This window comes from Flavobacterium flavigenum, assembly GCF_027111255.2.
Classification (GTDB): domain Bacteria; phylum Bacteroidota; class Bacteroidia; order Flavobacteriales; family Flavobacteriaceae; genus Flavobacterium; species Flavobacterium flavigenum.
The window spans coordinates 96,251-119,881 of record NZ_CP114285.2; the positions used below are offsets into that span (position 1 = coordinate 96,251).

At 36.2% G+C, this 23,631-nt stretch carries 10 protein-coding genes; 9 read left to right on the forward strand and 1 reads right to left on the reverse strand.

Annotation, left to right across the window (positions count from 1 at the left end; all coding sequences use genetic code 11):
- Positions 1 to 103 precede the first annotated feature (103 nt).
- From OZP09_RS00380 to OZP09_RS00420, 9 genes are all read left to right on the forward strand, one after another.
- Positions 104 to 1,252 carry a glycoside hydrolase family 88/105 protein gene (locus OZP09_RS00380; RefSeq protein ID WP_281310070.1) on the forward strand — a complete coding sequence of 383 codons (1,149 nt, stop codon included), beginning with the start codon at positions 104 to 106 and terminating at the stop codon, positions 1,250 to 1,252.
- A gap of 393 nt (positions 1,253 to 1,645) precedes the next feature.
- Entirely contained in the window at positions 1,646 to 4,978 is a 3,333-nt protein-coding gene (locus OZP09_RS00385; protein ID WP_281310071.1) for a SusC/RagA family TonB-linked outer membrane protein, read from the forward strand.
- Positions 4,979 to 4,991: 13 nt separating this feature from the next.
- Complete coding sequence (locus OZP09_RS00390) at positions 4,992 to 6,971, forward strand: RagB/SusD family nutrient uptake outer membrane protein (protein ID WP_269235915.1); 1,980 nt, start codon at positions 4,992 to 4,994, stop codon at positions 6,969 to 6,971.
- A gap of 335 nt (positions 6,972 to 7,306) precedes the next feature.
- Positions 7,307 to 11,839, forward strand: a complete 4,533-nt coding sequence (locus OZP09_RS00395) for a glycosyl hydrolase (RefSeq protein ID WP_281310072.1) — start codon at positions 7,307 to 7,309, stop codon at positions 11,837 to 11,839.
- A 229-nt stretch (positions 11,840 to 12,068) separates the two neighbouring features.
- The gene (locus OZP09_RS00400) at positions 12,069 to 13,193 is read left to right on the forward strand and encodes a glycoside hydrolase family 43 protein (protein ID WP_269235918.1); all 1,125 of its coding nucleotides are present in this window, start codon (positions 12,069 to 12,071) and stop codon (positions 13,191 to 13,193) included.
- A 92-nt stretch (positions 13,194 to 13,285) separates the two neighbouring features.
- On the forward strand, positions 13,286 to 14,971 hold the full coding sequence (locus OZP09_RS00405) for a S41 family peptidase (RefSeq protein ID WP_281310073.1): 1,686 nt from the start codon (positions 13,286 to 13,288) through the stop codon (positions 14,969 to 14,971).
- 121 nt (positions 14,972 to 15,092) lie between these two features.
- Positions 15,093 to 17,522, forward strand: a complete 2,430-nt coding sequence (locus OZP09_RS00410) for a glycoside hydrolase family 2 TIM barrel-domain containing protein (protein ID WP_281310074.1) — start codon at positions 15,093 to 15,095, stop codon at positions 17,520 to 17,522.
- Complete coding sequence (locus OZP09_RS00415; RefSeq protein WP_281310075.1) at positions 17,519 to 21,088, forward strand: family 78 glycoside hydrolase catalytic domain; 3,570 nt, start codon at positions 17,519 to 17,521, stop codon at positions 21,086 to 21,088. The genes OZP09_RS00410 and OZP09_RS00415 overlap by 4 nt, the downstream gene beginning before the upstream one ends.
- 28 nt (positions 21,089 to 21,116) lie before the next feature.
- On the forward strand, positions 21,117 to 23,129 hold the full coding sequence (locus OZP09_RS00420; RefSeq protein ID WP_281310076.1) for a DUF2264 domain-containing protein: 2,013 nt from the start codon (positions 21,117 to 21,119) through the stop codon (positions 23,127 to 23,129).
- A 54-nt stretch (positions 23,130 to 23,183) separates the two neighbouring features.
- Here OZP09_RS00420 and OZP09_RS00425 read toward each other — a convergent pair whose 3' ends face one another.
- On the reverse strand, positions 23,184 to 23,624 hold the full coding sequence (locus tag OZP09_RS00425) for a response regulator (RefSeq protein WP_281310077.1): 441 nt from the start codon (positions 23,622 to 23,624) through the stop codon (positions 23,184 to 23,186).
- Positions 23,625 to 23,631 lie beyond the last annotated feature (7 nt).

Below are 23,631 nucleotides of genomic sequence, written 5' to 3' on the forward strand. Positions count from 1 at the left end.
GCATGCATTGATAAATTATTTTTGTGTGTAAAGAATAAAAAAAAGTATATTTCAAAATACATAGAAAAATTTTACTAACAGATTTTAAACCAAAATTTATATAATGATAAATTTAAAAAACTCATTTTTTATTGCATTGACTACTGTTTCATTGTTAAGCTGTAAAAGCACGGCCCAAAAAACAGCAGCAATAAAACAATCAAAAGCAGAAGTTATTTCGATCATTGATAAAGTAAATAATCACTGGCAGGAAACACATCCTGAACCGGGGAATTCTTTTTGGCATGTTTCGGCTTATCATACCGGAAATATGGAAGCTTACAAAGTGACTAAAAACAAAAAATGTCTGGATTATTCGCTGGCATGGGCTGAAAAAAACCAATGGATGGGGGCCAAATCAAATGATAAGTCGGAGTGGAAATACAACTATGGAGAAACTGATAAACATGTTTTGTTTGGTGACTGGCAGATTTGCTTTCAGACTTATATCGACTTATACAACTTTACAGGGAAAAAGGATCCAGGTAAAATTGCCCGTGCCCGCGAAGTGATGGAATATGAAATGAGTACGCCGGCAAATGATTATTGGTGGTGGGTTGACGGATTGTATATGGTCATGCCGGTAATGACAAAGCTTTACAACGTTACCGGAAACAAAATGTATCTGGAAAAACTGCATTCATATCTACAATATTCGGATAGTATTATGTATGATAGCGAGGCAAAATTATATTACCGTGATGCGAAATATGTATATCCAAAACACAAAAGTGCTAACGGTAAAAAAGACTTTTGGGCAAGGGGAGACGGCTGGATTTTTGCCGGTTATGCCAAAATTATTCAGGATTTGCCAAAATCGGCTAAACACAGGGCAGAATACATCAGCCGTTTTAAGGATATGGCTAAATCTTTGGCTGAAGCCCAACAAACTGAAGGTTATTGGACAAGAAGTATTCTGGATCCCGAACATGCCCCGGGACCTGAAACCAGCGGTACTGCCTTTTTTACCTACGGATTTTTATGGGGAATCAATAATGGAATTTTAGACAAGAAAACGTATCTGCCGGTTGTAGAAAAATCATGGAATTACTTAACCAAATTTGCGCTTCAGGAAGACGGTACAGTAGGCTATGTACAGCCTATTGGTGAAAAAGCGATTCCGGGACAGGTGGTAGATAAGAATTCTACAGCTGATTTTGGAGTGGGTGCTTTTTTACTCGCAGCATCAGAAATGTCCCGTTTTGTAAAATGATTGGATTCATTTATTTAATAACTATTGTAAGGCTGTCAATTTTGACGGCCTTTTATTTTTCCCCAAAATTTTAATCTATTTTATGATTAAATGTTGACTTGATGATTTGCTATAATGACTTTTAAATTTTTAATAATTATACATAAAGTATTTTTATCTTTTTATTTTGTTATAACTGTAAAAAAAATATGCATTTAATGGTAAAATACTGATTTGCCCCTTTTATAATGTTGTAATTACCCCCTTTTACTTATAAGTGTTATGTTAGATTTGTCTTGTAAATCATAGGTCTAATAGAAAATAAAAGCAGTTTAAAAGTAGTAACTGCATTGTTCAAAATACCCTGTGATTTATAAACTAACTAATTAATTAACCAAAAAATTACAAACAAAAATGACAAATTTTATTAGGAAAATCAAAGCTCCTGATTGCGTATCCGGATTTGATTTGAAAAAGAAACTTACAATATTTTGTGTATTGGTTTCCTTAACTCAGGTGCATGCCTATTCTGGAATTTCAGGCAAGGAAAAACTCTTAGAAAAACTACAGCAGCAAAATACTATAAACGGGCAGGTTAAAGATCAAACAGGTTTGCCGTTGCCAGGCGCGACGGTTTCGATAAAAGGAACAAAAATTGGCACCACAACAGATTTCGACGGAAAATTCAGTTTAGCCGGTGATCAGAATTCAGTTTTGGTCGTTTCCTTTGTTGGTTATGTAACTCAGGAAATTTCCGTAAAAGACAAATCGAACATTATTGTACAATTGAAAGAGAATGCTGCTTCATTGGAGGAAGTAGTAGTGGTGGGATATGGTAAAATGAAGAAAAAGGATTTAACAGGGGCAATTGTTCAGGTGAAACCCGAAGCTTTGGCGAACCAGAATCCACAAACTGTTCAGGATTTATTGAGAGGTGTACCCGGTTTGAAAGTTGGATATTCTGCTGATGCAAAAGGAGGCGGATCTTTGCAGGTTCGTGGACAGACTTCTGTTTACAATCCTGATGGCGCCGGGCATAACTCGCCGCTTATTATTTTAGACGGAATGCAGTTTTACGGTGAACTTTCAGAAATCAATCCTGATGATATTGGGCAGATTGATATTTTAAAAGATGCATCGGCAACAGCTATATTTGGTTCTAAAGCCGCTGCAGGTGTTATTGTTATTACAACGAAAAAAGGAAAAAAAGGCAAACCGGTCATAAATGTTACAACCAATACGACTATTGTCAATAAAAGCGCCTATCGCGATGTATATTCCCCGGAAGGGTATATAAAATACCGTCAGGATTGGGAGACTGCTAAAACGTATGGGCAAAATACAGCAACTGGAAATTACGAAGCATGGATAACCGGTACAGCTGCTGGTAAGCCAGGGTATTATACAAGTCCTGATCAATTAAATCAATATGGTATAACTCAGGCGCAATGGTTAGCATATCAGCCTGTTGGTCAAACTCAGGGAAAGAGTCCGAATGAAGTATGGGGACTCCGTTTAGGAATTACAGACCCTACGCTTTTAAAAAATTTTACAGAAGGAAAAACACATAACTGGTATGACAGTACTTTCAGGACAGGAATCAATCATGACCATAATTTAAGTGTTTCCGGAGCAAGCGATAACGTAAATTATTATATGTCTCTGGGGTATTTAACATCTGAAGGTGCTATTCAGGGAAATGATTATGAGGCAGTTCGTGCCAATATGAAAGTAGATGCCAAAATTACGAGCTGGCTTGAATTTGGAGCAAACGTTAATTTTCAGGACCGTACAGATGGAGACATAGCAGTAGGTACAGGCACAAATTACTGGGATGCAAACATGTTGAGAAACAGCCCGTTTTCTAATTTTAGAGATGCAAACGGCGATTATGAAAGACAACCCATGGGGCAAACTATCGGGGGATATAATTATTATTACGACCGCCAATTTATAGAACTTGAGAAAGGATATACGGTGTTAAATACTATTTTCAATACTAAGGTAACTCTTCCTTTGGGTATAACGTATTCTTTTAATGTGGCACCACGTTACCAATTTTTTTACAATCGATATTTTCAGTCATCCGGGCATAAAGGCTGGAATCCAGCTAACATTGGTGTAGATAGAGAAAATGGTAAAAACTTCACATGGAACATGAATAACACTATTACATGGGATTATACATTTGCTGAAAAACACCATATCATAGCCACTTTTGTTCAGGAAGCAGAAGAACTTAAAACATGGTCAGATCGTATCGATGCCAATAATATTTTGCCATCTGATGCATTAGGGTTTCATAATATTGCTAATGCAACACTTGCCAACAGTTCGTTTTCTTCAAACGACACACATCAAACTGCCGATGCATTAATGGCGAGACTTTTCTATTCGTTTGATGATCGTTATATGGTAACAGGAACGGTACGCCGTGACGGATATTCAGCATTTGGGGCTAAAGATCCGTATGGAGTTTTCCCTTCTGTAGCATTTGGATGGAACTTCAAAAAAGAAAACTGGTTCAACTGGGCTCCTATGAGTACTGGAAAATTACGCTTATCCTGGGGTAAAAACGGAAACAGAACCCTTAGCGATCCTTATATAGCTTTAGCAAACTTAGCTTCAGGTACCGGGGCAACAATGGGATATATTGATGCTTCCGGAAACATTGTGGATATGAAATATTTAGGAATTGACCGTATGGCGAATCCAAATTTGCAATGGGAAAAAACAGAAGCAACTAATATTGGCCTTGATCTGGGTTTCTTAAATGACCGAATTACCGGTACTGTAGATGTTTACAGAATGATTACCCATGATATGATCATGAATAGACGTCTTGCCGATTTTACCGGATTTGTAGGTATTGCAACCAATCTTGGAGAGGTTGAAAATAAGGGGATTGAAATAAGCCTTAATACCATAAACATAAAAAATCCAAATTTTGAATGGACGACCACAGTTGCTTTTTCATATAATAAAAACACCATTAATGCATTATATGGCAACATGGAAGATGTTAAGGATGCCAATGGCAATGTTATTGGAACTAAAGAAGCTGATGATAAGGCTAATAAATGGTTTATCGGGAAACCTATTTCTCAAATCTGGGATTATAAAGTAACCGGGATCTGGCAAAAAGAAGAATTTGAAGAAGCTGCAAAATACGGACAACGCCCTGGTGACCCAAAAGTAGAAAACAGTTACACTGCCGATGATGTTAACGGTAAACCAACTTATAACGAAAAAGACAAGCAGTTTTTAGGGCAAACAGATCCTCCGGTAAACTGGTCGTTACGTAATGAATTCAGGATGTTTAAAAACTGGAATCTGGCTATTAACATGTATTCTTACATGGGACACAAATCCCTTGATGGGCGTTATATGAATACCTACAATGATGGTAGTTTGTATACCAACAACTACAATCCGTTTGAGAATCCGTATTGGACAATTGATAATCCAACGAATGACTGGGCGCGACTTGATGCCAGAGGACCTGCCGGAGCCGGAACAGCAAAATTATACGATCGTAGTTTTATTCGTTTAGATAATATTTCGCTGGCTTATACGCTTCCTAAAGATCTTTTGGACCGCCTGCATGTTAGAAACTTCAAAATTTATGCTTCGTGTCAGAACGTAGCTACATGGTCTGCTTCCCGCGAATGGAAATACTACGGAGATCCGGAAACAGGCGGACTGGCTACACGAATGTTTAATTTAGGTTTTAACGTTTCACTTTAATAATTATTCAACAATGAAAAAATATATAAAAAATAAAATCTCAACATTTTTGCCTTTAGTAGCTGCAGCTCTTTTGGTTTCCTGTTCAGAGGATTTTCTGGAGCCGGACCCACTTTCATTTTACGAACCAGAAACTACATTTACGACAGAATCAGGTTTGCAGGCAGTTTTGGCAAGTGCCGATAAGGGGTTGCGTAATAATTATATTCATTATAAAAGTGCCGGAAATAGTGTGCCTATTGGTACAGAATATGTTTTCTCAGATATGGCAAAGTATGGAAAAACGGATAATACCAGCACAATTTCTGATTTTGCAAATACGATAGTGCCTACCGGAAGTTTTAAAACAGATACAAATGATGATTTTTACCTCGGATTTTATTGGAGTGAGGCTTATAACGGTATTAAACATGCCAATACTATATTGACCTACATTGATAATGTAACAAGTTTATCTCAGGAAGTAAAAAATAAATATATCGGTCAGGCCTATTTTCACAGAGCATATCGCTATTTAAATCTGGTATATCAATTTGGTGACGTGCCATTGATTACTAAAATTCTGGAGGTCCCAAAACAGACTTACTATTCTACTAAAAAAGAAGCTATCATCGAAATGATTACAGCAGATATGGAAAAAGCTGTGGAATGGGTTCCGGAGCAGTCAAAACTTCCTTATTTAGGTGTAGTGAATAAAGGCGCATGTCGTCAGCTGCTCATCAAATGTTATCTGGCATCCGGAAGGTTTGCAGAAGCCGAAGCTCAGGCCAATATTCTGATTAATCAGTCTGGTTATTCTTTGATGCAAAGTAATTTTGGAACGTTTGATCCGGGAGGAAATCCACAAACCTGGGCCATTACAAGAAATGTTATATGGGATTTGCACCGACCTGAAAATAAGGTGATTGCTGCCAATAAAGAAGCTATCATGGTTATGCCAAACGGAGGAGTACAGTCATTTTTGTCATTTGCTTCTATGAGAATTTTTGGTCCAAACTGGAATTCAGGTACGCTAACCACACCAGATGGTAAACAAGCAGCTGGACGTTTTGCTTCAAATAATTCGAATTATCAGGCAAAATATGATTATGCAAGAGCATTAGGACGTGGTATTTCTACGATTAGTGCTTCCTATTATTCGCAACATCCTATGTGGGTTGTAAACGGTATTGAAGATAAGCAGGATCTTAGGCACAATAATACTGTTGGTAACTGGGTCAATATGGAGGATCTTAAATACAGTGACAAGACTTCTGCCTACTATCAGCAAAATTTCAGAATGAAACAGAATGGGGTTTTATTATCAAAAGATACCCTTCGTGAATGGTTTGATTTTCCGTTGTACAAGATTTATCTGCATGATGTTGTTAATGAAACGAATCCAAATGCAACCGATTTTCAGGGCGCCAGCACGGGAAGTAAAGCACATTGGTACTTATATCGATTAGCAGAAACGTATTTATTAAGAGCAGAAGCACGTTTTTATCAGGGCAATGTTGGTGGAGCAGCTCAGGATGTAAATGTTATCAGGGCAAGGGCAGGAGCTTCTCAGATGTACACACAGGTTACAATTGGGGATATCTGTGCAGAAAGAGGAAGGGAACTTTATCTGGAAGAGTGGAGAAATGTAGAACTAAAACGTATTTCGCATTGTCTCGCCTTAAGTGGAAAACCTGACGAGTGGGGCCAGACATACAATATAGCCAACTGGGATAAACAGTCAGGGACTGATGCATCCGGAGGCAGCTACTGGTATCAGCGTATTGTACATTATACGCTTTACAACAAATATCCAAGCGGAATTGTGGTACCAAATGGCACTAAATTTTATACCATGGACAAGCGTAATAATTACTGGCCAATTCCAAACAATGCTATAACGGCAAATACTAACGGGAAATTAAGTCAGAACTTCGGTTATGACGGTTACGATCCTAACGTAAAAGTCTGGGATAAATGGCAGGATGCTGTCGCAGATGAAAGCCAGCTTTAAATTCACTTACCGTTAATATCCAATTATTTTACGTTCTAAATTTCAATTATTCATATACAAAAGTAGTTCAGCGGTTCAAAATCAGTCAACGATTTTGGACTGCTGTTTACTAATTTTTGAAATGCATTAATTATAAAAATATCTAATGTTTTTGATTAAATAAGAATATTTAAATTACTGTTATACAGATTTTAAAGCTGTATTTAAAACTAACTATAGATTTTCTTTATAATTCAAATTTAACTCTAAATCCAATTCATAGTTGCTCTGTTCAATTCGGCAGGTAACTAGGAAAAGTATAGAATATATTAAACCAATTTTAAACAAGATTTAATATGAAAAAATTATACACTTTTATAATATTCGGGTTATCGGTCTTTCTGTTCCGGATACAGGCTCAGGCACCAGGTCTTCCTGTTAAAGCAAATTTGGCTACGACACTCAGCGGCTTAAAAACATTTAATAATGGTACAGCTCCGGATGTAATGTCTTTCCCACTATCGAATCAGACAGAGTTTACGCTGGAGGTGAAAGCTAAAGTAAATTCAGCTCAGGGTAGAGGACTTGATGTCGAAGTTAAAAACACAACAGGTCTTGGTTTTAGGACTTCTTTAGACAAAACTTCGTTTAATTATAATACCATTTTATCATCAATAGAAAATTTAAGTAATTCCGCCGATAATGCTCAGGAACAAACTTATAGGTATGCAGTAAAAAATGGTTTTGTAAATATTTATCAGGACGGACATTACCTGACTTCTAAAGTACTTGATTTTGTAAATGACAACTCCGCAGCTCCAACTGTATATGGTTCTGATAACCTTCTGGGAAGATGGGCAGGAGTTGCAGGCAATAATTCGGGTAAACCAAATGATTACGGCTGGGCGAATACCTCAGCAAGTCTTCCGTGGAATACGGCTAATTCAACAAGTGGTGTACGATATCTGGATGTGACTTCCGGTCATACATTCGAGTCTGATAATACGGCTTACAATGGCAGAATAATGTATATCCGCTGGGATAATAGTGCATATTCTACTTCAACTTACAGTTATCCTGTAAAATTAGAAAAAGACCTGAAATATGAATTTTCGTGGATTTATGAATATGTATCGAATTCGGCTCCCGGAACTCCAATTAATGTAGCCATTTCAGCAACGGCAAATGGAACCGGAGTTATAGCTTCTAAAAGCTTTGTAACGGGAAATGCTACTAAATTACGAAAAGGCGATTTTTCTTTTATTGCAACAGCCGATGGTACATTTTACATCACGATTACAGCTGGATCAGGACTTATGGCAATTGGGGATTTAAAATTAAAATCTTCGAATTTAATCAATAACTGGGATGGTTTTACTAATGATAATGCTGGAACGCCTGCTATTTATGGCTGGACGAATTCATTAGGTTCGACTGTTTTCAATACCGCAAATGCTGCCAGTGGCGTACGTTATATGGATGTAACTTCGGGTCATGCTTTAGAGTCGGATAATACTAATTACGCAGGAAGGTTATTGTATATCCGTTGGGATGGCGCTCAGGAAAATTCAGTTTATTCTTTTCCGGTACAGCTCGAAGCTTCTAAGGATTATCAGTTTTCCTGGCTGTATGAGTATATTTCAAATTTAGCTCCCGGCTCACAAATGAATGTTTCGGTTTCAACACTCGCTAATGGTGCAGGAACAGTTCTTTCAGCTAAAAATTTTGTAACAGGTGCTGTCAATAAACTAAAAAAAGGAGATTTATCTTTTCAGTCTCAGACAGCAGGAACGTATTATATTAACATTACTGGCGATAAAGCACTTTTTGGTATAGCCGATTTAAAAATTCAGACCCAGCAAATGGCTAACATTGTAATTGGAAAAAATTATGCGGCCGGTGCTGTAGATATGGAAGTGAGCTCCGTAACTTTTGAAAACACAGCCTATGCTCCTGAAAAAGTGATCAGTCCTTCAGTCATAACTTCCGAAATTACGAGTAGCCTGAATGTTGGTGCTTATGCAAAATCAAGTGTAGTTTTAAACGGATCGGCTTCTTTATATTTAAAAAATGCCTATAATCCTTTAATTAATACCACTGTCAATTTAAATTCGCCAAATGCCCGATTGTATTTTGAAAATAAAAAACCGAGCGAGGTTATTAGTTCTTATTTGCAGTATATTTCTTTAAATGGTGTTCCTGCGGGTAACGATGCGAATGTTCAGGTGACCAATTATGGAAGCGGAGCCGTGGTAGCTCCATATTCGGTAAACGAAATGCCTCTGGAAGTTTTTACGGCAGAGAATTTTGGAGGAACTCCCCAGCTATATGCAGCCGTTATGCCTCATGATAATTTAAGTTCATTTGATAATGCTATTAAATCATTCAAATTGAAAAAAGGCTATATGGCCACTTTTGCTTCGAATGCTGATGGAAGCGGGTACAGCAGGGTTTATATCGCAGAAAATCAGGATCTGGAAATAGCGGTTTTGCCTGTGAATTTAAATGGAACGATTTCGTTTATCAGAACAATGAAGTGGCATGAAGTGAACAAAAAAGGACTGGCTGGCGGAAGTACAGAGGCGATGGATGCAACGAATATTACCTGGTACTACAACTGGAATACCGGAATGAGTTCTACACCCAATATTGAATATGTACCCATAAGACAAACCAATTACTGGCCGTCATTTACTCCTGCATATACAAAAGAAGGTTATACTCATCTTTTAGGGTTTAATGAGCCGGATCGTCCTGATCAGGCGAATATGACAGTTGAAGCAGCTATAGCTTCCTGGCCGGCGTTAATGAAATCAGGTTTAAGATTAGGCTCTCCTGCTACATCTGACCCTTTTAATCCGTGGATGGGGAATTTTATGACACAGGCTGAAGCCAATAATTACCGAATTGATTATGTAGCAATTCACTGTTACTGGTATAAAACTGCTGCTCAGTGGAAAAGTGATCTGCAAAATATCTATGACCGATACAAAAGACCGCTTTGGATTACGGAATGGAACATAGGTGCAAACTGGACAGGCAATAATTTTCCTGACGGACCAACTTTATTAACGGATGCAAATGCAATCAAACATAAAAATGACCTTGCAGCAATATTAAGCGTATTAGAAACTACTGACTATGTTGAGCGTTATTCCATCTACAACTGGGTTCAGGATGCAAGGGCGATGTATGTTACGATAGACGACGCTTTTAAAACAAGAAACCCGAACTGGCAAAATTATGTGTGGCTTCAGACGGCACCAGTAATTTCAAGTACTGCTACAAGTTATGTAGTTTTAACTCCTGCTGGTGAGTATTATGCAAATAATGCTTCGGCAAAAGCCTTTAGTTCGAATAGAGAATATATTCCAACATGGAAAACAAAAGTTGAAACACTGAGTTATGAGCTTTCTTCAGATTATCAAAATATTACCATAAACTGGACAGGTAATAATTCTGATTTAGTAAATAAATATATTCTGGAAAGAAAATTAACAGGCGAAAATGATTTTTCGGTTTTCTATGAATCAATAGATTACAAAGTTATTAAGCAGGTTGATGCAGTTCATTCAAAAGCAGAATACCGAATCAAAGTTGTAGGTAAAGACAATACAGAATCAGCGTATTCGGCTGTACTGGTTTTTGAACAGGCTCCAATTGCTGCTACACCAGCCAATATTGAAGGAAAGGCATTGTCTAAATCTATAATCAATCTAAAATGGCCGGCGGTTGCAGGAGCAGAATCCTATACGATTAAAAGATCGGAAACGCTGAACGGAACCTATCAGGATGTAGCTGTATATCTAAAAGAAACGACTTTCGATGATATCAATTTACAGGAAAATAAAGATTATTTTTATAAAATAGCATCGGTTAATAATGGTGGTGAAAGCCCATATTCTACACCTTTAAATGTTAAAACAATGGCATTTGCTATTCCGTTAGCTGTTACTAATGCAAGTTTAGCCTATGGAGATGCAAAAGTAAATCTTACCTGGGATTTTATGTACGATGTTGGTTTTTATGTAAAAAGAGCTGTTTCGCCATCAGGACCATTTACAACTATCGGAACTGTTACAACAAATGCCTACAGTGACGTATCAGTTTCAAACGGAACGCCTTACTATTATAAAATTGCTGCTTTTAATACTTTAGGCGAAGGCCCTGAATCAAATCTTCTTACCGCAACGCCGGCTCAGGGACAAAAGATTACGGGAAATATAATTGGTCATTCAGGATCGTATCAAAGTAATGGTGCTACAATTGAAAAGGCTTTTGATGAAGATCTGACAACTTATGTTGATGGTCCAAATGCTGCAGGCTATTTAGGCTACGATTTTGGAGCAAACGCAAAAGCTAGTCTCACGGATATCAGGTATGTTCCCCGAAATGGTTTTGGCAATCGTATGACCGGTAGTGAGATTCGCGGCTCAAACAGTGAAGATTACCTTAACTCTTATGAAGTTTTACATATAATAACTGGTACGCCGGCTAATGATATTTTTACTCAGGATTCCGGTTTAGCAACGCAAAAATACAGATACATTTATTGGTATGCACCAACGGGTAACGGAAACATTGCTGAACTTGAGTTTTACGGAAGCATCAATACAACTTTAGCTGTAGACAAACTTCAGACAGAATTTTCAGGGAATATAAAAGCATTTCCAAATCCAACATCCGGACAGTTTGATATTGATTTTCCAATTAGTGTAACGTCTCAGCATGTTGCAATTTATACCGCCGAAGGTAAATTGATTTCGCAATCGGATTATGTTGTTGAAAATGGTAAGATTCATTTGAATCTGGAGCATAAAAGTACAGGAGTATATTTTGTAAAGTTTAATTCTTACCCTGACAAAACAATCCGAATTGTCAAAAAATAAGAATTAAGCAGATAAAAAATAAGTTAGTTTGGTTTAATAAGTGTTTTTGTGACAATGGGGGATTTTGATCGATTCCCCATTGTCTTAAAAAAACATACTGCTGCCAAATTCTAAATAGATAATAAGATGAAATTTAAAACGAATCATTTTTGTGCTGGATGCTTATATTTTAGTTTCATTTAAAACACATAAGAAGAAATATATTAAGGTTTATCAAAAAACAATTAAAATGAAATTAAAATTTTCGATAATTATAAGTTTTATTTGTTCTTTAATTTTCGGACAAAACAATTCTTTTGAGCCAGGGAAATTTTGGAAAGATACTGACGGTGTACATATTAATGCTCATGGAGGAGGTGTTATTTTCGTTGATGGAACCTATTATTGGTACGGCGAATTTAAATCCGAAGGAAAAGAAGGAAATACAGCACTAAAAGGCGTCAGCTGTTATTCGTCAAAAGATTTGTATAACTGGCACAACGAAGGAATTGTACTTGAAGTAGAGGAAGATCCTAATTCAGAAATAACAAAAGGATGTATCATGGAGCGTCCAAAAGTCGTTTTTAATAAAAAAACAGGCAAATACGTGATGTGGTTTCATTTAGAACTTAAAGGAGAGGGGTATGATGCTGCCAGAGCTGCAGCAGCCATAAGTGATTCTCCAAAAGGTCCTTTTACATATAAAAAATCATACCGTCCCAATAGAGGAGTCTGGCCAATGAATTTTAAAGATGAATTTAAATCTGCTTCGACCGCTGAACGCAATTTAAAATCCTGGAGTCCGGAATGGGTAACTGCTGTTAAAAACGGAATGCTGGTGCGCAGGGATTTTAAAAAAGGACAAATGGCGAGAGATATGACAGTTTATGTTGATGATAATGAGAAAGCCTATTTGATCCATTCTTCAGAGGAAAATTTGACGCTTCATATTTCTGAATTGACAGACGACTATTTAGATTTTACAGAAAAATGGACCCGAATGGCACCGGCAGGCCATAACGAAGCACCGGCAATTTTTAAAAAAGACGGAATTTATTATATGATAACCTCAGGCTGTACGGGCTGGGATCCTAATGAAGCACGTTCTTTTAAATCCAAATCTATATGGGGACCATGGGAGACCTTAGGAAATCCATGCGTGGGCAAAGGTGCTGAGCTTACTTTTTATGCACAAAGCACTTATATTTTTCCTGTTCAGGGTAAAAAAGATCAGTTTATTTTTATGGCCGACCGCTGGAAACCGGATAATCCTATTGATGGAGCATACATTTGGCTTCCTGTAAAAATTACTCATGAAAAGCCTGTTTTAAATTGGTTTGATAAATGGAATCTAAACGTGTTTTCAGAAAATTAATGACAAAAATTATTGATTTAATAGTCTGGATATTAATTATTTGTTTTTGTATTGGGCGAAATTTAAACAAGAAGCTGACTAAAATAAAATTTATGAAGAAACAAAATATTTTTGCAATTGCTCTTTGCTTCTGTTTTATGATACTAACTTTTTCGCAGGAAAAAAAAGAAATCACAGCTAATGAGAAATACAAACAATTCGGGCTTGTTTGGGGGTTAATGAAATATCATCATTCTGAAGTGAGTAAAGGAAATTACAATTGGGATCAGATATTTGTTGAAAATGCGGATAAACTTGAAGACGTTGATACTCAAGAAAAACTCAATGAATTTTTAATAAATTTTGTTCTTTCAATAAAAGCCAGTAAAATAAAAATTGCTAATGATACAGATAATTTATTCGAAAAGAATGTGGATTATGATTGGATAGAACAGTATTCAGCCAATGACAAGCTTTATAATTATTTAAAGCAATTAAAAGAAAATACAATTATCGGTGATTATTATGTAGTGAAGCAAATAAACAGGAAATTGACAGCTCCAAAAGATAGCGGAGAATTTAAATCATTTGATTATAAAATTAAAAGTCACAGACTACTTGAATTATTTAGCTATTGGAATGTTATCCAGTATCATTATGTGAATAAATATTTGATTGATACCAATTGGGTAAGTCAGTTGGATTATTTTGTTGATGGCTTCATAAACAGTAATTCTAATCTTGAATATGAAGTACAAAAAACTAAATTAATAGCTTCCATAAAAGATTGTCACGCCTATCATCTTTCGAAACTTGTATCTGACTCGCTAATATTTAAATACAAACCGCCATTTAGAGTAAAACTTGTTAATGACACTTTAGTAGTTACAGGTATTTTTAATAATAAATTAGGTGAAAAAGATGATTTGAAATTAGGTGATTTGATAATCGAAGTCCAAGATCAAAATATTAAGTCAGTCCTCAACAAAAAAGTAGGCTCCATGCTTTCTTTTTCAAATGATTCTTATTTGAAAAGGGCGGCAGGATGGATATTCTATAATAATGAAGATAGTATTAAAGTTAAAATAAAAAGAAAAGATTCTATCATTGATAAATATATTCATCTTTATAAAGACTTTGAAGTTAAAGATCCTTCCTGGTTAAAAAGCTTTTATGTTGAAAAAAAATGGCACCTTATTGATAATAAAATTGGCTACATAAATTTGAAGGAAATTACTAAAAATGAATTAAAAGAAGCATTTGAAGAATTTTCAAACACAGATGGAATTGTAATTGATTTAAGAAATGCTCCAAAATATATTTCAGAAGCCGATATTCCAAAATATACTTATCCTGAAAAAAGAAAATTTATAAAAGTTCTTTTCCCTATACCAGATAGGCCTTCATTGGCGAAATTCGATACCCCTTTGATTAGTTATATTCTCGATCCCTTTGAAAGTGGTAGTAAAAACTTAAAATACTACAACAAAAGAATTGTTTTATTAGTTAATGGTTCAACTCAAAGTAGAATGGAGTTTATTGGGATGGCTATTCAAGCATCTCCTAATTGCCTGACTATTGGCGAAAGCACTGCCGGTTCTGTTATGAATATTGCTACTTTCACTATGCCTGATGGGACACAAACTAATTTCACAAGCTTAGGCGCATTTTATCCAGATGGAACTGAAGTGCAAAAAAAAGGCTTAAAAATAGATTTCCCCATAAAAGAAAACACTTCAAATTTCATACATGATCAATATATAATTGAAGCAATTAAACAAATAAGATTTAAAAATTAGAGTAAAGGATAATAATTTTAAAGTGTTGTTTTTACACTTTTTATTTGATAACTTGCTTTTCCAACTATAAATATAAGTGTTTATAGCTTGAACTAGCGTATCTAATCAAAACCAAATCATAATGACAAAAACTAAAAGAATAATTAGGGCAATAGTTTTAGTTTATTTACTTCTAATAAGCTGTATAACAGAAATTACAGCGCAAAACAATACTATACAGCGCAAACAATTATTTAATTCAGATTGGAAATTTGCGCTGGGAGATGCTTCTGAAAACAGTCAGACAAATTTTGATGACAGCAACTGGAGAAAATTAAATCTGCCACACGACTGGAGTATTGAAGGTAAATCAGAAAAAAATAATCCAAGTGAGGGAGACGGTGGTTTCTATCCAATGGGAACAGGCTGGTACAGAAAATTATTTTCGGTGCCTGCAGCCTGGAAAAATCAAAAAATTACTATTTATTTTGAAGGCGTTTATATGAATGCTGAGGTTTTCATCAATGGTAAATCAATAGGTTTTCAGCCTTATGGTTATACTTCTTTTGAATTCGATCTTACCCCTCATTTAAATTACGGCCAGCAAAACACAATTGCCGTTAAAGTTGATAATTCCCAGCAAAAAAACTCCAGATGGTACAGTGGTTCCGGTATTTACCGAAATGTATGGCTGATGCTAAGAAACCCGGTTCATGTGAAAAACTGGGGTGTTGCGGTTTCTACCTTAGAAGTCAAAAATAACAAGGCTGTTGTTCAGGTTAAAACGGTTATTAAAAATGAAACCTCAATTTCACAAGATCTTATGCTTTCAACAGTTATGAAGTTTGGAAAAGATAAAAATCCTGCCATTTCTGAAAGCAAAATTTCAGTACTGCCAAATGAAGAAAAAGAGATTACACAAATATTAAAAATAGACAATCCAAAATTATGGTCGATTGAAGTCCCTAACCTTTATGAAGTGAAATCTGTAGTTAAAACAGCTTCAAAAATATTTGATATCACGACTACTGATTTCGGAATCAGAACTATTGCTTTTAGTGCTGAAAACGGATTTTCATTAAATGGAAAAAGCACAAAGTTAAACGGAGGCTGCGTACATCATGACAATGGCGCACTTGGTGCAGCTGCCTATGATCGTGCCGAAGAAAGAAAAGTAGAATTACTCAAAGCCGCCGGATTTAATGCAGTCAGAACTTCACACAATCCGCCTTCCGAAACTTTCTTGAACGCTTGCGACCGATTAGGAATGCTTGTCATTGACGAAATTTTCGATGGCTGGAAAGAAAAGAAAAATACTTATGATTATGCCAGTCTTTTTGACAAATGGTGGAGACATGATGTGGAATCCATGGTGTTGAGAGATCGCAATCATCCTTCGATCATCATGTGGAGTACAGGCAATGAAATTATTGAAAGAACTAAACCAGAAGCCGTTGAAACAGCAAAAATGCTGGCAAATGCTGTCAAAAATCTAGATTCATCACGTCCGGTAACATCAGCCATGACTACCTGGGATCAGGGCTGGGATATTTTTGACCCTTTGATGGCTGCCCACGATGTTGCAGGATACAATTATCAGCTGCATCATGCCGAAGAAGACCATAAAAGAGTACCTTCACGTATTATTGTACAAACCGAATCGTATCCTAAAGATGCCTTTGCTAATTGGGATTTAGTTAAGAAGCACAATTATATCCTGGGCGATTTTGTATGGACCGCAATGGATTACATAGGTGAGTCGGGTATTGGCCGTTATGTGTATCCGGGAGAGCCTGAAGGAGAACACTGGACCGGGAATTTATACCCGTGGCATGGTGCTTATTGCGGAGACATTGATTTAATAGGCTGGCGAAAACCTATCTCGCATTACAGAAGCATGCTGTACAACGATAATGAAAAAATATACATGGCTGTTAAAGAGCCAAATCCTGAAAGCGGACCGATAAAACTGACATCATGGGCAGTCTGGCCAACCTGGGAAAGCTGGACATGGCCTAATCAGGAAGGAAAAAATATTGAAGTTGAAGTCTATTCAAAATATCCAAAAGTAAGATTGTACCTGAACGGAAAAAGTCTTGGCGAAAAAGAAACGGGCAAAACACAGGAATTCAAAGCAACGTTTGCGATTCCGTATCAAAAGGGAGAATTAAAGGCTGTGGGTTTAGAAAACGGTAAAGAAGTTGAGTCTGTTTCATTGAAAACAGCCACTCAGCCAACTAAAATTAAACTGACAGCTGACCGGAAAACTATAAAAGCTGATGGACAGGATTTAGTGTATGTGACTGTTGAAATCACGGATGAAAAAGATATTTTAAATCCAAACGCAGAAAATCAGCTTACATTTAAAGTTTCAGGCTCCGGAACGATTGCAGGAGTTGATAATGCTAATTTAAAAGATACTGATCTTTATGTTGCGAATATCAGAAAAGCATGGAATGGCCGTGCTTTGGTAATTATTAAAAATAATGGAGAATCAGGCACTGTTAATCTTGAAGTTACTGCTCCCGGATTAAAGAAAAATACAATTAAAATAGAGGCTGTAAAAAGATGAATCAAATAAAAATACTACTGCTTTTCGTCGCTATTTTTAGTTTGTCCTTATTCTCTCAGCAAAAAGAAAATAAAGCATTACTAAAAATTACCAACCTTAAAGTAGAAAATGCAGTAACTCCTCTTGGTCTTGATGTATCTCAGCCAGTCTTTAGCTGGCAAATGGTAACCGTTGATAAAAACAAAGGTTATAATCAAGCTGCTTATCAAATTATTGTAAAAAATAATCTGGGGATTGATGTTTGGAATACAGGAAAAATTGAAAGTGGAATCTCTATCAATATTAAATACAAGGGTGAACAATTTAAGCCTGCGACTTTATACAACTGGACAGTACATGTTTGGGATCAGAAAGGTAAAAAGTACGCTGCAGAGTCATGGTTTGAAACCGGTTTACTTAATCATAAAATGGCTACAAATGCCGATTCAGATAGGGAAACAACTGCCTGGTCCGGAGCAAAATGGATTGGCGGTAGTCCCGATGATATGGTTTTGTACTCCCAATATCTTCCTGTTTTTTGTATCAATGGTACAATTCAGCTGGATGAAAAATCAAAATCAACAAAAGCATCTTTAGTTTATGGTGCGAATGATCAGCGTTTAATGGATAAAAACAAAAACCTGCTTAAACTGGAAAATAAGAAGGGTGAGAGTTATATCCAGATCGAATTGAATACAAAACCTTTGGATTCAGATGCACAGGCTATGTTGAATATTTATCGGGTAGGGTATCATCCAAATGATAAAAAAGAAATCCCTTTTAAAAGTTTTGCTATTCCGAACATACTAATTAATAAGGAAAACAAGTACAATCCTCATACTGTAAATATAAAAAGCTGTCTGGGAGTTACTAAAATTTATATTGATGGGGATTCAAAAGAAAATCTGATCGCTGATATTAATCTCAATCCATTAGGAGCCGGAGGTGATTTTATCGCTTTTCCTGTCGTAGGCGATATAGGTTTTTTAGTGCCTAAGGGAGAAAAAGCAAAGTTTTCAAAAATTGAAATCAAAAATTACAGAAGCCCTTCAAATATTATTTTTTCCGATAAAAGCGTTGGTACAGGTATATTTTCGTCATTTAAAGAAGTAATGGTTGAAAATAACTCCTACGTCATTACAGGAGGAAAAAATGAAGCTTTCGTTCTGGCTGATCCTAGTCGGAATTCTATGCCTATGCTTCGTACCCTATTTAAAATCGATTCTCCTAAAATAAGCAAAGCACGATTGTATGTCACAGCGCGTGGGATTTATGATGTTTACTTAAACGGAAAAAAAATAGGAAATGATTATTTTAATCCCGGACTCACGCAGTACAATAAAACTCATTTGTATCAAACGTATGATGTAATGTCTAATATTCAGGAAGGGAATAATGTATTGGGAGCCATTCTTGGTGAAGGCTGGTGGAGTGGAGGCAGTACGTTTGTTGGTGAAAACTGGAATTTTTTTGGTGATCGCCAGTCTATACTAGCCAAATTAGTAGTTACCTATGCCGATGGCAGTGAAAAAATCATTACCACTAATCCGGAGACATGGAACTATTTTAATGATGGACCGGTAAAGTACAGCAGTTTTTTTCAGGGCGAAGTTTATGATGCAGCAAAAGAAAAAGCAGTTGAAAGCTGGAGTACAGCTTCGTATGACGCTTCTCGTTGGCATCAGGCAGCAGCCATAGTAACTGATGGTTTTGTAAGTTCAGAAGGAACGGCTAATTTACCCAACTTTAATAATTTTTCGGATGCTCAGTTAATGGGGCAATTTGGATCTACGGTTAAGGCAATAAATGAATTAACAGCTCAATCTGTTAAAGAAGTTCGTCCCGGTGTATTTGTTTACGATATGGGACAAAATATGGTTGGTGTGCCCAATATTACCCTGAGCAATGTAGAAAAAGGCAAGAAAATCACATTGCGTTATGCCGAAGTTTTATATCCGGATTTACCGGAATACAAAGGCAATGAAGATTTACTGATGCTTGAAAATGTTAGGGCGGCAATGTCACAGGATCTTTACACAACCAAAGGAGGTAAAGAAACTGTAACGCCACGATTTACATTTCACGGATATCGTTACATAGAAATAACAGGAATAGAAAAACCGCTGCCATTAACCGCTGTTAAAGGAACAGTACTGAGTTCAATACATGAATTGTCTTCTCATTATCAAACCTCAAATTCTTTGGTAAATAAGTTGTGGGAAAATATTACCTGGTCAATGAGAGGGAATTTTCTATCAATACCTACTGATTGTCCTCAGCGTAATGAACGTTTGGGATGGAGTGGGGATATTTCGGTTTTTTCAAGGACTGCAGTTCATCTGGCAGATGTGAAACAATTTCTCAAAAGACATATGTTGGCCATGAGAGATATTCAAAGTGAAGATGGACGTTTTCCAGATGTAGCTCCAATAGGTGTAGGATTTGGAGAAACATTGTGGGGAAGTGCCGGAATTACTGTTGTCTGGGAAAATTATCTGCAATACGGTGACCTCAGTTTATTAGAAGAGCATTACGAAGCTATGAAAAACTACACCAATTATCTGATTGCGGATATTGATCCTAAAACCGGTGTTTTAAAAGAAAATGAAAGAGATACCTGGGGATCATTAGGAGACTGGCTGAGTTTAGAGGATTCTAAAAATGAAAAAACATTGTTCTGGGAAGCTTATTTTATTTATGATTTGGAAATTATGACGAAGGTTGCCAGCTTATTAGACAAAAAGAAAGATCAGCAACACTTTTCAGAATATTACAAGCAAAGAAAGGATTTTTTCAATAACACTTATATCGATAAAACAACAGGAAAAACATCATTTAGAAACAAAATTGTAGATACGCAAACCTCGTATGTACTGCCTTTTGCTTTTAATGTTCTGAATAAGGAAAATGCTAATCTGGCTTTACAACAGTTTATATCTTCTATAAAAAGAGAAAACAAAACCGATCAGGGCGTTGTTTGTCCGCCTTATTCTTTAATGACCGGATTCATTGGCACTGCATGGGTAAATAAAGCACTTTCTGATAATGGATATTCGAATGTAGCTTATCAGTTATTACAGCAGACTTCTTATCCGTCATGGCTCTATCCGGTCAGCCAGGGAGCAACTACCATTTGGGAACGGTTAAATTCATATACGCATAAAGACGGATTTGGAGGAAATAACCGAATGAATTCTTTTAATCATTATGCCTTTGGAGCCGTAGGTGCATGGATGTATAATTATTCGTTAGGAATAGTAAGAGAAGATAATTCACCTGGATTTAAGCATTTTATATTACAGCCTGAACCTGATGCTACCGAGCAGATGACCTTTGCAAAAGGTTATTACGATTCGATGTATGGACGTATTGAAAGCAGCTGGGAAACGAAAAAAGGCAAATATGAGTTCCGTTTTGTTGTGCCTGCAAATACTACAGCGACACTTTATTTACCCGGTTTAAAAGAAAGCGACATAAAAATAACGGGTAAAAAAAGCGGAATCAAATTTTTGAATATAAAAAATAATAAAGCTCTTTTCGAAATAGAATCAGGAGAATATTCGTTCGAAACAGTTATTAGAAATTAAAATGATCAAGATTAAAAATCCTTACAAGATGAATAAATTTAGAATATTGTTTTTAGCAGCTATTTCCAGTATTTCTTTGTCTGCACAGCAAAAAGAGAATAAGGCAAATGTTTTTGAGCTACAAAATCCAGATTACAAAATTAGTCCGCAAACCGGAATGACAAAACAGCACTGGAAAGATGCAGCCCTTTATTTGCTGGAAGGAGCTTTCAGTTATATTCATAAACTGGATGACCCAATGCAATTCCCAAAGCAGGAAGGAAAAAGTTACCCATCAAATCCAAATCAGGTTCCTACAGAAAAACTGGAAGGCCTTTGCAGAACCTTATTTATTGCTTCACCTTTGTTAAAGGAAAATCCGGATTTGGTCATCAACAACATAAAAGTTGCTGATTATTACAGATATCAAATAGCTAAATTAGCAGACCCACAGAGTCCGACTTACATTGAACCGCGTGCTAAAAATGCCGGACCAAATCAAAAGCTGGTTGAATTTGGCGCTTTGTCACTTTCGCTTCTGACCAATGCTGACGTTTTATGGAAACCGCTTCCTCAAAATCAAAAAGACGATCTGGCCAAAATCATGATCAGCTACGGTGACGGACCAACGGTAGATTCTAACTGGAAGTTCTTCAATATTTTTGTACTGAGTTTTTTTAAAGAACAAGGCTATACCGTCAATGAAAAATTATTGGTCGAATATTTAGAAAAATCATTGAAACATTATCGTGGCAATGGCTGGTACAACGACAGTCCCGCATTTGATTATTACAGTATGTGGGCTTTTCAGATGTACGGCAATATCTGGTCGGAGTTTTTCGGAAAGAAATACTATCCTGAAATTGCGGCTAAGTTCATGTCAAACTTTAGCGATTTAAAAAATAATTATCCTTATTTGTTTAGCAAAGATGGCGAAATGATTATGTGGGGAAGAAGCATCAGTTACAGAATTGGGGCTGTAGTGCCTTTTCCGTTAATGGGATTTCAAAATGACCCTGATATCAATTACGGTTGGATGCGCAGGATTGCATCTGGCGTAATCAAACAATTTTTGACACATCCGGATTTTATGAAGGATAACGTGCCTACACTTGGATTTTATGGTGAATTCGAACCGGCTGTTCAAAATTACAGCTGTCGCGGAAGCGTGTACTGGATGGGGAAAATCTTTATGGGTTTACTGGTTCCCGATAACAATACGTTTTGGACCGCGAAAGAAAACAACGGCGATTGGGATACGACATTCAAAAAAGATGAAGTTTACAATAAATATCAGGGAGATTCACAAATCCTGATTACAGATTATCCTAATATTGGCGCTTCAGAAGTAAGGGCGTGGTGTCATGAAAAGGTAAAAGACGACTGGCAGAAATTCAGATCTACAGAAAACTATAACAGACTTTCCTATAACAGCGCTTTTCTGTGGCAGGCAGATGGACAAAATGGGGAAGTTGCTATGAATTATGTTGTTAAAAACAATAAAGAACAATGGGAAGCCTTTAGATTATTCACTTTTAAAAAGTTTGAAAATGGTATTTATTACCGAAATGTAGTTTTAGAAACCGATGAAAATATAAAATTCAGTTTAGCAGATATTCCTTTGGCTAACGGAATTTTAAGAGTTGATAAAAATAACAGTGACAAAGCTGTTTCAATGCGTTTGGGACATTATGCATTGCCAAAACTAGACAAAGAAATAGTGACAACTAAAAAAAATATAGCAGGACATGAAGTTACCATCATAGACAACGGAAAATACCAACTGGCTATGATTCCGCTTTTAGGATGGGACAAAACCGAAGTTGTAAAAGCAAAAGGATTACATCCCCAAAGCAATGAAAGCGCTGTAATAAATGTTTTGAGTGATACAAAATCAAATAAAACAAAAATTTACGCAACTCTTATGCTCTGGAAGAAATCAGGCGAGAATTGGAAGAAAGAAGAATTACTTCCAGTAAAAATTGTGGATCAGGAGAATGATGTAGTTACGATTCAATTTATTAATGACGGCTCCAAAAAGTTAATTGATTTTGATAAGTGATAAATTATCCATTTGATACAATCAAAGTTTGCTTTCATTAATTTTATTAGAATGTTATTCTTCAGAAATTTTTGAGAAATGTTTTGTCATAATTTCTTGCAGCATAGATGAATTCAGGGTTTTTTGTCTGTAATCTGCGATTTCTTTTATGCTGTCTGCTTTAGCTTTGTCTGCCGGATTGAAAGAGCTGGTAAGCATTATGATATTAATTTTTTTCTTCTGTTCATCTGGCACAAGATTTTTATAAGCATTAATAAATTCCCAACCATCCATAACAGGCATATTAATATCCAGAAAAATTAACCCGGGCTTAGGACTGACTGCTTCCGAAGATTTGAACTTTCCTTTGTTGCATAAGTAATCAATGGCTTCTTTTCCGTTTAATGCTATTTGAATATGCATAGTTATACCAGCTTTCTCGACAATTTTTTTATTGATAAAGTTTGTGGCAAAGTCATCATCTATCAATAATACACAGTTTAATTTCTTCTCCATATTGTAA

What these genes read in the sequence shown, in the direction of transcription:
- OZP09_RS00405 (WP_281310073.1), top strand. Translation starts at nt 13,286, where the DNA reads ATGAAGAAACAAAATATTTTTGCAATTGCTCTTTGCTTCTGTTTTATG.
- OZP09_RS00385 (WP_281310071.1), top strand. Translation starts at nt 1,646, where the DNA reads ATGACAAATTTTATTAGGAAAATCAAAGCTCCTGATTGCGTATCCGGA.
- OZP09_RS00400 (WP_269235918.1), top strand. Translation starts at nt 12,069, where the DNA reads ATGAAATTAAAATTTTCGATAATTATAAGTTTTATTTGTTCTTTAATT.
- OZP09_RS00415 (WP_281310075.1), top strand. Translation starts at nt 17,519, where the DNA reads ATGAATCAAATAAAAATACTACTGCTTTTCGTCGCTATTTTTAGTTTG.
- OZP09_RS00420 (WP_281310076.1), top strand. Translation starts at nt 21,117, where the DNA reads ATGAATAAATTTAGAATATTGTTTTTAGCAGCTATTTCCAGTATTTCT.
- OZP09_RS00425 (WP_281310077.1), bottom strand. Translation starts at nt 23,624, where the DNA reads ATGGAGAAGAAATTAAACTGTGTATTATTGATAGATGATGACTTTGCC.
- OZP09_RS00410 (WP_281310074.1), top strand. Translation starts at nt 15,093, where the DNA reads ATGACAAAAACTAAAAGAATAATTAGGGCAATAGTTTTAGTTTATTTA.
- OZP09_RS00390 (WP_269235915.1), top strand. Translation starts at nt 4,992, where the DNA reads ATGAAAAAATATATAAAAAATAAAATCTCAACATTTTTGCCTTTAGTA.
- OZP09_RS00380 (WP_281310070.1), top strand. Translation starts at nt 104, where the DNA reads ATGATAAATTTAAAAAACTCATTTTTTATTGCATTGACTACTGTTTCA.
- OZP09_RS00395 (WP_281310072.1), top strand. Translation starts at nt 7,307, where the DNA reads ATGAAAAAATTATACACTTTTATAATATTCGGGTTATCGGTCTTTCTG.